A 13,233-nucleotide genomic window follows, 5' to 3' on the forward strand; every position below is an offset into this window, starting at 1 on the left:
CATCGTCGGTCTGGCCACCACCATCGCCGGTCTGCTGCTCCTCTACCGCGCCCCGGCGGGCGGCAGCTACGCGGTGGACCTGCTGCCCGGGTTCATCCTGCTCGGCCTCGGCTGCGGCATGTGCTTCGTGACCCTGCAGATCGCGGCCTTCGCCGGGATCAGCGACCAGGAGGCCGGCGTGGCCGCCGGTCTCATCAACACCAGCCAGGAGGCCGGTGGCGCCCTCGGCCTCGCCGTCATCGTGACCATCGCCTACAACGGTCTCGCCGACAAGCTGATCGCCACGGGCGGGGACGCGGCCAAGATCGTCAACGTCCAGGAGAACGCCAACCACAACGCGTTCCTGGCCGCCGCCTGCTTCGCAGGTGTGGCGCTGCTCATCGCGGCCTTCGCCTTCCCGAAGGCCAAGCCCGTCCAGGCCGGTCCGCCGGTCGTGGAGGGGACCGGCACGCCGGCTCCGGCCACGGAGTCCGTGACCACTGTCTGACAAGCGGCTGTGCCCCCTCCCGCGGGAGGGGGCACAGCCTTCCCGCGTACGGAGAAGGAAGAACTCGTGTCGCAGCAGTCCACAGCCCGCGCCGCGGCGCTCGCGGTGTCGGCCCAGGTCGATGCCTTTCTGACGGAACCGCAGATCGCCACGCTCACCACCCTCCGGCCCGACGGCTCGCCGCACGTGGCGCCCGTACGGTTCACCTGGGACCGGGAGGCCGGCCTGGCCCGGATCATGACGGTGGCCACGTCGCGCAAGGCCCGCAACCTGCTGGCGACGCCGGGCAGCCGGGCCGTGCTCTGCCAGGTGACCGGGTTCAGCTGGGTGACGCTGGAGGGCACGGCCCACGTGGTCGAGGAGCCGGGCCGGGTGCACGACGGGGCGCGGCGCTACGCCAAGCGGTACTGGTCGGCGCCGCCGAACCCGCCCGGCCGGGTGGTCATCGAGATCGAGATCGACCGGGTGGCCAGCCTCAACGTCTAAAAGCACCACTCGCTGCCCCACAGGTACAGCCCGCGGTGGTGCCGGGAGTTTCGTCTCCCGGCACCACCGCGGGCTTTGGTGCCCGTACGGTCAGCGGGTGGCGGGCGGGGTGCCGTTCGTCCAGACCACCGAGAAGGAGAGGGCGGACAGCCGCCAGCCCTCGGGGGTGTGCCGGGCCTCGCCCTTGACGAAGGTGCCCGCCTGGAAGACCGGGGCGGGGGCGTCCTCGGGGGCGTCGGCCGGCCGGTGCAGGACATGGGTGGCGATCACATTGGCGCGCAGCGCGGCCTGGTCGCCGTCGACCTCGACCACGGCCGGCGAGCCCATGTGCTGGTGCCGGGCGAACTTCTCGAGGGAGATCCGGTGGAATTCCGGGACACCGTCGATGCCTTCTTGCCGGGCATTCGGCGGAAATGCGATCACCACGTCCTCGGTGAAGATCCGTTTGGCCCATCCGGCGTCGATAAAGTCATCGTCTAGGCCGATGAGATAGGCATCCAGAAGGGCTGCGACTTCGGCGGTCGATTGGCTTGTTGTCATGCCTGAGGATGAGCTCGAATGAGGCTGGTGGCCAAGCCCTCCTGCACAGGATATGACGTTCCTGCAGAAAACCTGTACTAGCGGCTATTTACTGTCCCGGTAGCCCCTCGCAATACTGGTAAAACACCAGTCGGAAGAGGGCAGATGGACACCTTTGATGCAGACGTAATCATCGTGGGAGCCGGCCCCACCGGACTCATGCTCGCAGGTGAGCTGGGTCTGAATGGAGTTTCGGCCACCGTCGTCGAGCGGCTCACCGAGCCCATGCAGCAGTCGCGTGCCCTCGGATTCTCGGCGCGGACCATCGAAGAATTCGACCAGCGTGGACTGCTTTCCCGCCTCGGTGAGGTGGATGTCATTCCCTTCGGGCACTTCGGTGGTGTTCCCATCGATTACCGTCTCCTTGAGGGCGGCTCGTACGGAGCTCGAGGAATTCCGCAGTCGCGCACCGAGGGAATGCTGGCCGGCTGGGCCGCCGAAAAGGGCGCCGAGGTGCGCCGCGGTGTCGAGGTCACCGGCCTGGAGAGCGACGAGGACGGGGTGACCCTTCAGGTCACCACTCCCGAGGGCCCGGGCACGCTGCGCGCCCGCTATGTGGTGGGCTGTGACGGCAGCCGCAGTGTCGTACGCCGGCTGGCCGGCATCGAGTTCACCGGCACCGACGCGGCCATCGAGCTGCGCTTCGCCGATGTGGCGGGCGTCCCGCTGCGTCCCCGGTTCAGCGGTGAGCGGGTTGCCGGCGGCATGGTGATGGTCCTGCCGATCGGCCCGGACCGTAGCCGGGTCATCTACTTCGACCGCGCGGAGCCGCTGCGCACGAGCACCGAGCCGATTACCTTCGACGAGGTCGCCGCCGCGTTCCTGCGGCTGACCGGCGAGGACATCAGCGGTGGTACGCCGCTGTGGGTCAGCTCGACCACGGACACCAGCCGGCAGGCCGCCGAGTACCGGCGCGGCCGGGTGTTCCTGGCCGGCGACGCGGCCCACATCCACCTGCCGATCGGTGCGCAGGGCATGAGCGCGGGTGTGCAGGACGCGGTCAACCTCGGCTGGAAGCTGGCCCTCGACATCAAGGGCCGGGCCCCGGAAGGCCTGCTGGACACGTACCACGACGAGCGCCACCCGGTCGGTGCCCGGATCCTGGCCAACACCCTGGCCCAGCGGATCCTCTACCTCGGCGGCGAGGAGATCACCCCGCTGCTGGAGGTCTTCGCCGAGCTGGCGGACTTCCCGTCGGTGCAGCGCCACCTGATCGGCATGGTGACCGGTCTCGACATCCGCCACGAGGTCGGCCCCGGCGAGCACCCGCTGCTCGGCCGCCGGCTGCCGGACCGCGAGCTCGTGGTCGGCGGCGACAAGCGAAGCAGCCTCGAGCTGCTGCACGCCGGCCGCGGCGTGCTGCTGGACCTCCACGACAATGCCGCGCTGCGCGCCGCCGCCGAGGGCTGGGCCGACCGTATCGACGTGGTCACCGTCGTCAACTTCGACTGTGACGCCCCGCTCGACGGTCTGCTGATCCGCCCCGACGGCTACGTCGCCTGGGCGCCGCCGCTCGGCGAGCCCACCGCCGGCCTCACCGAGGCCCTGGGCCGCTGGTTCGGCCCGGCCTCCGCCTGACGCCACGCCCGTTCCGTCCACCCCATCGGTACCCCTAAGGAAGCGAAGAGAGAATGCCCAAGATCTCCACGCAGGACAACCACCTCACCGTGCTGAACCTGTTCACGACGGACGTCCCGGAGAACCAGGACAGGCTGATCGAGGAGATGACGAAGATCGTCAACGCCGCGACGTACGAGGGCTGGATGTCCAGCACCGTGCACGCCGGCGTGGACAAGCCGGGCACGGCGAACTTCATCCAGTGGCGCAGCGGCGAGGACCTCGAGAAGCGCTACGCCGGTGACGAGTTCAACCACCGCACCCTCCCGGTCTTCGGCGAGATCACCACCTCCATCAAGCTGCTCCAGAACGAGGTGGCCTTCACCCAGGAGCACCCGTCGCTGGGCGGCACCATCGAGATCTCCCCGAAGCGCGACGACTACACCTGCATCGCGGTCTTCCCGGTCGCCAAGGAGAACCAGGAAGAGCTGATCGACGCACTCGGCCCGGCGCAGGAGTACTTCCTGCAGTCGCCCGGTTTCCGTTCGCACGTGGTGCTGCGCGGCCTGGCCGCCCGCGGCCTGGAGGGCTCCTTCGCCGTCTCCTACTCCCAGTGGGAGAGCAAGGAGGCGTTCGAGGCCCACCGCGACATCCCGCAGGACCAGAAGCCGGAGGCCCGTGTGAAGGCCGAGGGCCGGATCCGCGCCGTCGTCACCGGCATCCCGGACATCAACACCTACCGCGTCGTCCACACCCGTTCCGCCGGGGAGTAACCGGCGCCCGCTTCCGCCGTTCCGGCAGAACACCGAACGCCCGGCTCCCCCGGGAGCCGGGCGTTCCCGGGCGCACCGCCCCCGTACCGAACACACGAAACCGCTGAGGAGCGAGACCGTATGCACAGCACGCTGATCGTCGCCCGGATGGACCTGGCCTCGAGTGCGGACGTGGCCCGGCTGTTCGCCGAATTCGATGCGACGGAGATGCCCCAGCGGATGGGAACACGGCGGCGCCAGCTGTTCTCCTACCGGGGCCTGTACTTCCACCTGCAGGACTTCGACACCGACAACGGCGGCGAGCTGATCGAGGGCGCGAAGTCCGACCCGCGCTTCGTGCAGATCAGTGACGACCTGAAGCCGTTCATCGAGGCCTACGACCCGGCGACCTGGCGCTCCCCCGCCGACGCCATGGCCACCCGCTTCTACAACTGGGAGGCGAAGGCGTGACCGGGCGGCGAGTCGTCATCACCGGCATGGAGGTGCTCGCGCCCGGCGGGGTCGGCCGCGAGAACTTCTGGAACCTGCTGAGCGACGGCCGGACGGCCACGCGCGGCATCACCTTCTTCGACCCGGCGCCGTTCCGCTCGCGGGTGGCGGCCGAGGTCGACTTCGACCCGTACGAGCACGGGCTCACCCCGCAGGAGGTCCGGCGCATGGACCGGGCCGCCCAGTTCGCGGTGGTGGCCTCGCGCGGTGCGGTCGCCGACAGCGGCCTGGAGATCGCCGGCCTGGACCCGCACCGGGTCGGGGTGACCGTCGGCTCGGCCGTCGGTGCCACCATGGCCCTGGACGAGGAGTACCGGGTCGTCAGCGACGCCGGCCGGCTGGAGCTGGTCGACCACCGGTACGCGTCCCCGCACCTGTACAACCAGATGGTGCCGAGCTCCTTCGCGGCGGAGGTCGCCTGGGGCATCGGCGCGGAGGGCCCCAGCACGGTGGTGTCCACCGGCTGCACCTCCGGCATCGACTCGGTCGGCTACGCCGTGGACCTGCTCCGCGAGGGCACCGCCGACGTGATGATCGCCGGCTCCTCGGACGCGCCGATCTCGCCGATCACCATGGCCTGCTTCGACGCCATCAAGGCGACCACCCCGCGGCACGACGAGCCGGGCCGGGCCTCGCGCCCGTTCGACGGCACCCGCAACGGGTTCGTGCTCGGTGAGGGCGCTGCCTTCTTCGTCCTGGAGGAGCTGGAGAGCGCCCGGGCCCGCGGTGCGCACATCTACGCGGAGGTCGCGGGTTATTCGACCCGCAGCAACGCCTACCACATGACCGGTCTGCGGCCGGACGGCGTGGAGATGGCCGAGGCGATCCGGCTGGCGCTGGACGAGGCCAAGATGAACGGCGACGAGATCGACTACATCAACGCGCACGGCTCCGGCACCAAGCAGAACGACCGGCACGAGACGGCGGCGTTCAAGCGGAGCCTGGGCGACCACGCCTACCGCACCCCGGTGAGCTCCATCAAGTCGATGGTGGGCCACTCCCTCGGTGCGATCGGCTCCATCGAGATCGCCGCCTCGGCGCTGGCCATGGAGTACGACGTGGTCCCGCCGACCGCCAACCTCCACACTCCGGACCCGGAGTGCGACCTCGACTACGTACCCCTGACCGCGCGCGAGCAGCTGACCGACGCGGTGCTGACCGTGGGCAGCGGCTTCGGCGGCTTCCAGAGCGCCATGGTGCTCGCCAACCCCGAGAGGAGCCTGGTATGAGCACGTCGGTCGTGGTGACCGGCCTCGGGGTCGCAGCCCCCAACGGGCTGGGCGTGCAGGACTACTGGGCGGCCCTGCTCAGCGGCAAGAGCGGCATCGGCCGGATCACCAGATTCGACCCCTCGGACTACCCGGCCAAGCTGGCCGGGCAGATCCCGGGCAGCGTCGCCGAGGACGGGCTGCCGAGCCGGCTGCTGCCGCAGACCGACCGGGTGACCCGGCTGGCGCTGGTCGCCACCGACTGGGCGCTGGAGGACGCCGGCATCGTCCCCGCCGACTTGCCCGAGTTCGACATGGGTGTGGTGACGGCGAGCGCGGCGGGCGGCTTCGAGTTCGGCCAGGGCGAGCTGCAGGCCCTGTGGAGCAAGGGCAGCCAGTACGTTTCGGCGTACCAGTCCTTCGCCTGGTTCTACGCGGTCAACAGCGGCCAGATCTCCATCCGCAACGGCATGAAGGGCCCGAGCGGGGTGGTCGTCAGCGACCAGGCCGGCGGCCTGGACGCGCTGGCGCAGGCGCGCCGGCAGATCCGCAAGGGCACCCGGGTCATCGTCTCCGGTGCCGTGGACGCCTCGATCTGCCCCTGGGGCTGGGTGGCCCAGCTGGCCAGCGGCAAGCTGAGCACCTCCGAGGAGCCGAACAGCGCCTACCTGCCGTTCGACCGGGACGCGCACGGGTTCGTCCCGGGCGAGGGCGGCGCGATCGTCATCGCGGAGTCCGCCGCATCGGCCCGCGAGCGCGGCGCCGAGATCTACGGAGAGCTCGCCGGGTACGGGGCGACCATCGACCCCCGTCCGGGCAGCGGGCGCGAGCCGGGCCTGCGCAAGGCCATCGAGACGGCCCTCGCCGACGCGGGTGCCGAACCGGGCGACGTGGACGTGGTCTTCGCGGACGGGGCGGGCGAGCCGCAGCTCGACCGGGCCGAGGCCGAGACCCTGGGCGCCGTGTTCGGGCCGCGCGGGGTGCCGGTCACCGTCCCCAAGACGATGACGGGCCGGCTGTACTCCGGTGCCGCCCCGCTCGACCTGGCGGCGGCCTTCCTCTCGATGCGCGAGGGCGTCATCCCGCCCACCGTGAACGTCGACCCCTGCCCCGAGTACCAGCTCGACCTGGTGCTGGGCCAGCCGCGCACGGCGAACGTCCGCACCGCCCTGGTGCTGGCCCGCGGCCACGGGGGGTTCAACTCCGCGCTGGTCGTCCGCGCCGTCTGACCGGTCGCCCGTACCACGGCGCCCGCACCACAGCCCGCCCACACCACAGCCCGGGCATGCCGCGCGGCATGCCGCACCGATGAAGGGAACGACATGGCCAGCAAGTCTTTCACCCTCGACGATCTCAAGCGGATCCTGCTCGGGGCCGCGGGCGTGGCGGAGGGGGTCGACCTGGACGCCGACATCCTGGAGACCACCTTCGCCGAGCTGCAGTACGAGTCCCTGGCACTGCTCGAGGCCGGCAGCCTGATCGAGCGCGAGTACGAGATATCGCTCGACGACGAGGCGGTGGACGACACCATCACCCCCGCCGCCCTCATCGCGGCCGTCAACCGCCAGCTGGCGTCCGTCGACGCCGTGGCCGCGTGAAGGGGCTGACGCGACGATGACGAAGAACGACAACGGGCGGGTCGCCCTGGTTTCGGGCGCGACGAGCGGGATCGGGCTGGAGTCGGCCCGGCTGCTGGCCCAGCAGGGGCACCGGGTGTTCATCGGCGCGCGCAATGCCGAGAACGTCGCCGCCACCGTCAAGGAGCTCCAGGACGAGGGCCTGGAGGTGGACGGCGGCGTCCTCGACGTCCGGGACGGCGCGTCCGTCAAGGCGTTCGTCGAGGCCGCGGTGGACCGCTTCGGCACGGTCGACGTGCTCGTCAACAACGCCGGCCGGTCCGGTGGCGGCGTGACCGCGGACATCGCGGACGAGCTGTGGGACGACGTGATCGACACCAACCTCACCAGCGTGTTCCGGCTGACCCGCGAGGTGCTGAACACCGGCGGGATGCGGCACAAGGACCGCGGCCGGATCATCAGCATCGCCTCCACCGCCGGCAAGCAGGGCGTGGTGCTCGGCGCCCCGTACTCGGCCTCCAAGCACGGCGTGGTCGGCTTCACCAAGGCCCTCGGCAACGAGCTCGCGCCCACCGGCATCACGGTCAACGCCGTCTGCCCCGGGTACGTGGAGACGCCGATGGCGCAGCGGGTCCGGCAGGGCTACGCGGCGGCCTACGACACCTCCGAGGACGCCATCCTCGAGAAGTTCCAGTCGAAGATCCCGCTCGGCCGCTACTCCACCCCGCAGGAGGTGGCCGGCCTGGTCGGCTACCTGGCCTCGGACTCGGCCGCGTCGATCACCTCGCAGGCGCTGAACGTCTGCGGCGGCCTCGGCAACTTCTGACCCGCTCGACCGATCGACCGGTCGCCCGACCGATTGAGGACTGAGGACACCGAAGATGACGACCCGTGAGGTTGAGCACGAGATCACCATCGGCGCCCCGGCCGGTGCCGTGTACCGGCTGCTGGCCGAGGTGACCAACTGGCCGCGGATCTTCCCGCCGACCATCCACGTCGACCGGGTGGAGGCCGACGCCGCCGGCACCGAGGAGCGGATCCGGATCTGGGCCACCGCCAACGGCGACGCCAAGAACTGGACCTCGCGCCGCACCCTCGACCCGGAAGGTCTGAAGATCACCTTCCGGCAGGAGGTGCCGGCCGCGCCGGTGGCCGCCATGGGCGGCACCTGGATCCTGGAGCCGCTCGGCGAGGAGGAGACCCGGGTCCGGCTGCTGCACGACTACAGCGCGATCGGCGACGACCCGCACGACCTGCTGTGGATCGAGCGGGCCGTGGACAAGAACAGTCTGTCCGAGCTGGCCGCGCTGAAGAAGAACGTCGAACTCGCCCACGCGGCGGAGGAGCTGACGTTCTCCTTCACCGACACGGTGGAGATCAACGGGTCGGCCAAGGACGCCTTCGACTTCATCAACGAGGCGGACCGGTGGGCCGAGCGCCTGCCGCACGTGGCCACCGTACGGCTCACCGAGGACACCCCGGGCCTGCAGACCCTGGAGATGGACACCCGCGCCAAGGACGGCTCGGTGCACACCACCAAGTCGTACCGGGTGGTCTTCCCCGACCACAAGATCGCCTACAAGCAGGTCACGCTGCCCGCGCTGATGGTCCTGCACACCGGCGAGTGGACGTTCGTGGAGACGGACGGGGTGACCGCCGCGTCCTCGCAGCACACCGTCACGCTGAACACGGACAACATCGAGAAGATCCTCGGTCCACAGGCCACCGTCGCCGACGCCCGCGCCTACGTCCACACGGCGCTCAGCACCAACAGCACGGCCACGCTCAACCACGCCAAGGCCCACGCCGAGCAGAAGAGCTGATCCGGTCATGACCGACACGGCGGCCGTGGCCGACACGGCGGACCTGCTGGACACCCAGGTCGTGGTGGTCGGGGCCGGCCCGGTCGGGCTGATGCTCGCCGCGGAGCTGCGACTCGGCGGCGCCGAGGTGGTCGTACTGGAGCAGCGGCATGCTCCGAGCACCGCGTCGAGGGCCTCCACCCTGCACGCCCGCACCATGGAGATCCTCGACAGCCGCGGCCTGATGGCCGAGTTCGGCACCCCGCCGAACGAGCCGCGCGGCCACTTCGGCGGGCTGCCGCTGGACCTGTCGCTGCCCGGCCCGTGGCCGGGGCAGTGGAAGGTGCTGCAGGCCAAGACCGAGGCGGTGCTGGAGGAATGGGCGCTCGCCCTGGGCGTGGACGTCCGGTGCGGGCACGAGCTGGTCGCCCTGTCCGGCGGCTCCGACTCCGACGGGTTCGTCGAGGCGGAGGCCGCCGGGCGGGACGGCTCGGTGCTGCGGGTCCGGGCCCGCTATCTGGTCGGCTGTGACGGCGAGGAGAGTACGGTGCGCCGGCTGGCCGGCGTGCCGTTCCCCGGCCACGACGCCCGGCGGGAGCTGATCCGCGCCGATGTCGAGGGCATCGAGGTGCCCAACCGCCGCTTCGAGCGGCTGCCGCAGGGCCTGGCCATCGCGGCCCGGCGCCCCGACGGGGTGACCCGGGTGATGGTGCACGAGTTCGGCAGCACGGCCCGGCCGCGGACCGGCGACGCCGAGTTCGCCGAGGTGGCCGACGTATGGAAGCGGGTCACCGGGGAGGACATCGGCGGCGGCACCCCGCTGTGGGTGAATGCCTTCGGTGACGCCAACCGGCAGCTGGAGCAGTACCGGCACGGCCGGATCCTGTTCGCCGGGGACGCCGCCCACCGGCAGATGCCGATCGGCGGGCAGGCCCTGAACCTGGGGCTCCAGGACGCGTTCAACCTGGGCTGGAAGCTGGCCGCCGAGGTGGCCGGCACCGCCCCCGAAGGCCTGCTGGACAGCTACCACACGGAACGGCACGCCGTGGGGCGGCGGGTGCTGGCCAACATCGAGGCGCAGGCACACCTGCTGCTCGGCGGGCGCGAGGTGGAGCCGCTGCGCGAGGTCCTGGCGGAGCTCATCGGCCACGAGCCGGTACGGGCCCACCTGGCGGGCATGATCAGCGGCCTCGACGTCCGCTACGACGTCACCGGCCCGGCGCACGAGCTGCTCGGCGCGCGGCTGCCGGAGCTGCGGCTGACCTCGGCCGAGGGATCGGCGGGGGCCGCGCTCACCAGCACCGAACTGCTGCGCACCGGCCGCGGCCTGCTGTTGGACCTGCGCGGTGGCACGGAGGTGCCGGCGGCGGTGCGCGGCGGCTGGGCGGACCGGGTCGCGGTGGTCGCGGGCCGGCCGGAGCGGCCGGGGCCGCTGGACGCGGCCGGCTGCGTCCTGGTGCGGCCCGACGGCCATGTGGTCTGGGCCGGGCCCGCGGAGGACGGACTGCGGACGGCACTGGAGCGCTGGTTCGGCGCGGCGCGCTGAGCGAGCGGCGCCCAGCCTCGGCCCGGCCGGGCCGGACCCCGCCGTGCCGGATCGCACGGATACGGACTCACACCGGAGAAGAGGAAGACCATGGAAGGGACAGCCGCTGACGCGGACGTCATCATCGTCGGCGCGGGCCCGACCGGGCTGATGCTCGCCGGAGAACTGCGCCTGGGCGGGGCCAGCGTCATCGTCACCGAACGACTGACGCAGCCCACCGGCCAGTCTCGCGGCCTCGGCTTCACCGCACGGGCCATGGAGGTGTTCGACCAGCGGGGCCTGCTGCCCCGGTTCGGCCAGGGCGAGACCCTGGAGACCAGCCCGCTCGGCCACTTCGGCGGGGTGCAGTTCGACTACACGGTGCTGCCCGGCGCCCACTTCGGAGCGCGCGGCATCCCGCAGAACGTCACCGAGGCGGTGCTGGAGGACTGGGCCCGCGCGCTGGGCGTGGACATCCGGCGCGGCTGGGACTTCCTGGACCTGTCCGAGGGCTACCTGGACGGCGACGGCGTCGAGATCACCGTCAGCACCCCGGACGGGATGCAGCAGCTGCGCGCCGCCTACCTGGTGGGTGCCGACGGCGGGCAGAGCAGCGTCCGCAAGGCCGCCGGCTTCGACTTCCCGGGCACCTCGGCCACCCGCGCGATGTTCCTCGCCGATGTGACCGGCTGCGGGCTGCGCCCCCGGTTCCTGGGCGAGCGGCAGCCCAACGGCATGGTGATGGCCGCCCCGCTCGCCGAGGGCGTGGACCGCATCATCGTCTGTCCGGACGGCACTCCGGCCCGCGGCCGGGACGCCGAGCCGGTCACCTTCGCCGAGGTCGCCGCGGCCTGGAAGCACATCACCGGCGAGGACATCAGCGGCGGCGGCGCGGAGTGGGTCAGCTACTTCACCGATGCGGCCCGGCAGGCGACCGAGTACCGGCGCGGCCGGGTGCTGCTGGTCGGCGACGCCGCGCACATCCACCTCCCGGCCGGCGGGCAGGGGCTGAGCACCGGCGTCCAGGACGCCGTCAACCTCGGCTGGAAGCTGGCCGCGGTGGTCGCCGGGGGCGCCCCGGACGGGCTGCTCGACACCTACCACGGCGAGCGGCACCCGGTCGGGCAGCGGCTGCTGATGAACACCAGCGCCCAGGGCACGGTGTTCCTCGGCGGTGCCGAGGCCGACCCGCTGCGCGCGCTGTTCTCCGAGCTCATCGTCCACGACGAGGTCAAGCGGCACCTGGCCGGGATCGTCAGCGGCCTGGACATCGCGTACGACTTCGGCGAGGGCGGCCACCCGCTCCGGGGCCGGCGGCTGGCGACCCGGGCGCTGGTCACCGCGGACGGCGAGGAGACCAGCACCACCCGGCTGCTGCACCGGGGCCGGGGCGTGTTCCTGGACCTGGCCGACAGCCCGGAGCTGCGGGCCGTCGCGGCCCGCTGGCAGGGCAAGGTGGCCGTCACCACCGCCACCGCGAAGCCGCTGGAGGGCGAGGACCCGCTGCACGGCACCGCCGCTCTGCTGGTCCGTCCCGACGGGCACGTGGCGTGGGCGGGCGACAGTATCGAAGAACTGACCGACGCGCTGCGCCGCTGGTTCGGCGACGCGCGATGACTGCAAGCCGCCGCGGACCGTCAGCGGGCCGCGGCGGCCGGCCGTACGGGGGTACCCGATGGACAGCACCATGACCGCCGCGTCGGTCGCGTCGCTCGCCTCGCTCACGCTGGCCACGACGGCGGCAACGGCCGCGGCGGCAGCGCCGGCCGGGGCCGCGAGGAGCACCACCACCGCCCCGGCGGCCGGCCCGGTGGCAACGGCGGGGGCCGCCACGGCGGTGGCCGGGCTCGTCGCCGTACCGCAGGACCCCGGCCTGTCCCCCGGCGTACGCCGGATCACCCTGGACGCGGCCGGCGTCACCCTTTCGGCCCTGCTGAGCACACCCGAGCACACGGCCCCGCGCGCCACCGTGGTCGCCGTGCACGGCGGCGGGATGACCGCCGGCTACTTCGACGGGCAGGCGCACCCGGAGACCTCCCTGCTGACGCTCGGCGCGAGCCTCGGCTACACGGTCCTCGCCGTGGACCGCCCCGGCTACGGGGAGTCCGCGGCGCTCTTCCCCGACGGCCTGGCCCTGGCCGAGCAGGCCGTGCTGCTGCGCGCGGCCCTCGCCGACTTCACCTCCCGGTACGCCTCCGGCGCGGGCCTGTTCCTGCTCGCCCACTCGTACGGCGGCAAGCTCGCCCTGTCCACCTGTGCCGGTCTCACCGGCGAGGACGGCCTGCTGGGCCTGGACATCTCCGGCTGCGGCCACCGGTTCGCCCCCAGCGACCCTCAGGAGGGGCTGAAGCAGACCCAGCGGCACTGGGGCCCGCTGCGCCTCTACCCGCAGGGAACCTTCAAGATCAGCACCTCGCTGGTGGCGCCGATGCCGGCGCTGGAGGCGGGGGAACTCGGTCACTGGACCGAGCTGTTCGCGGCGCTCGCACCGCGCATCCGGATCCCGATCCGGCTGACCTTCGCCGAGCACGAGGCCTGGTGGCACCACGGTGACCACGACCTGGCCGATCTGGCGAGCCGGCTGACGGCCGCGCCGCGGGTGCAGATCGACCGGCAGCCGGACGCCGGGCACAACATCAGCCTGGGCTGGGCTGCCCGCTCGTACCATCTGCGGGCCCTGGCCTTCCTGGAGGACTGCATGACCCGGACCGGGCGTGCGGCGTGACCGCCGGCCCGTGAACCGCCTGAAC

General features: G+C 72.0%; 13 protein-coding genes and 1 pseudogene. 13 read left to right on the forward strand and 1 reads right to left on the reverse strand.

Features of this window, described 5'->3' with window-relative positions; genetic code table 11:
- Positions 1-487: pseudogene (locus ABT123_RS27740) on the forward strand (MFS transporter); the annotation flags it as partial.
- Between the two features lie 66 nt (positions 488-553).
- Positions 554-973, forward strand: coding sequence for a pyridoxamine 5'-phosphate oxidase family protein (locus tag ABT123_RS27745; protein WP_351319526.1), 420 nt, complete (start codon positions 554-556; stop codon positions 971-973).
- Positions 974-1,063: 90 nt separating this feature from the next.
- Here ABT123_RS27745 and ABT123_RS27750 read toward each other — a convergent pair whose 3' ends face one another.
- A complete protein-coding gene (locus ABT123_RS27750) occupies positions 1,064-1,513 on the reverse strand; it encodes a nuclear transport factor 2 family protein (protein WP_351319528.1) in 450 nt (149 codons plus the stop codon).
- Between the two features lie 144 nt (positions 1,514-1,657).
- Here ABT123_RS27750 and ABT123_RS27755 point away from each other — a divergent pair, with 144 nt between their 5' ends.
- The 11 genes from ABT123_RS27755 (at position 1,658) to ABT123_RS27805 (ending at position 13,208) form a co-directional block, all read left to right on the forward strand.
- Positions 1,658-3,130: an FAD-dependent monooxygenase gene (locus ABT123_RS27755; protein WP_351319530.1), complete on the forward strand. Its 1,473-nt coding sequence runs from the start codon at positions 1,658-1,660 to the stop codon at positions 3,128-3,130.
- A 53-nt stretch (positions 3,131-3,183) separates the two neighbouring features.
- Positions 3,184-3,882 carry an antibiotic biosynthesis monooxygenase family protein gene (locus ABT123_RS27760; RefSeq protein WP_351319532.1) on the forward strand — a complete coding sequence of 233 codons (699 nt, stop codon included), beginning with the start codon at positions 3,184-3,186 and terminating at the stop codon, positions 3,880-3,882.
- A gap of 120 nt (positions 3,883-4,002) precedes the next feature.
- On the forward strand, positions 4,003-4,332 hold the full coding sequence (locus tag ABT123_RS27765) for a TcmI family type II polyketide cyclase (RefSeq protein ID WP_351319534.1): 330 nt from the start codon (positions 4,003-4,005) through the stop codon (positions 4,330-4,332).
- The gene (locus tag ABT123_RS27770) at positions 4,329-5,600 is read left to right on the forward strand and encodes a beta-ketoacyl-[acyl-carrier-protein] synthase family protein (protein WP_351319536.1); all 1,272 of its coding nucleotides are present in this window, start codon (positions 4,329-4,331) and stop codon (positions 5,598-5,600) included. The genes ABT123_RS27765 and ABT123_RS27770 overlap by 4 nt, the downstream gene beginning before the upstream one ends.
- Positions 5,597-6,808, forward strand: coding sequence for a ketosynthase chain-length factor (locus tag ABT123_RS27775; RefSeq protein ID WP_351319538.1), 1,212 nt, complete (start codon positions 5,597-5,599; stop codon positions 6,806-6,808). The genes ABT123_RS27770 and ABT123_RS27775 overlap by 4 nt, the downstream gene beginning before the upstream one ends.
- Positions 6,809-6,901: 93 nt before the next feature.
- Positions 6,902-7,177 carry a phosphopantetheine-binding protein gene (locus ABT123_RS27780; protein ID WP_351319540.1) on the forward strand — a complete coding sequence of 92 codons (276 nt, stop codon included), beginning with the start codon at positions 6,902-6,904 and terminating at the stop codon, positions 7,175-7,177.
- A gap of 16 nt (positions 7,178-7,193) precedes the next feature.
- Positions 7,194-7,982: a 3-oxoacyl-ACP reductase FabG gene (gene fabG / locus ABT123_RS27785; RefSeq protein ID WP_351319542.1), complete on the forward strand. Its 789-nt coding sequence runs from the start codon at positions 7,194-7,196 to the stop codon at positions 7,980-7,982.
- A 55-nt stretch (positions 7,983-8,037) separates the two neighbouring features.
- Complete coding sequence (locus tag ABT123_RS27790; RefSeq protein WP_351319544.1) at positions 8,038-8,979, forward strand: aromatase/cyclase; 942 nt, start codon at positions 8,038-8,040, stop codon at positions 8,977-8,979.
- 7 nt (positions 8,980-8,986) lie between these two features.
- Positions 8,987-10,504, forward strand: coding sequence for an FAD-dependent oxidoreductase (locus ABT123_RS27795; RefSeq protein ID WP_351319546.1), 1,518 nt, complete (start codon positions 8,987-8,989; stop codon positions 10,502-10,504).
- A gap of 90 nt (positions 10,505-10,594) precedes the next feature.
- Positions 10,595-12,100, forward strand: a complete 1,506-nt coding sequence (locus ABT123_RS27800; protein ID WP_351319548.1) for an FAD-dependent monooxygenase — start codon at positions 10,595-10,597, stop codon at positions 12,098-12,100.
- 58 nt (positions 12,101-12,158) lie between these two features.
- Positions 12,159-13,208, forward strand: a complete 1,050-nt coding sequence (locus ABT123_RS27805) for an alpha/beta hydrolase (RefSeq protein WP_351319550.1) — start codon at positions 12,159-12,161, stop codon at positions 13,206-13,208.
- The last annotated feature ends 25 nt before the right edge of the window (positions 13,209-13,233 follow it).

It is taken from the genome of Streptomyces sp. NPDC002054 (assembly GCF_040296685.1).
Classification (GTDB): Bacteria; Actinomycetota; Actinomycetes; order Streptomycetales; family Streptomycetaceae; genus Streptomyces.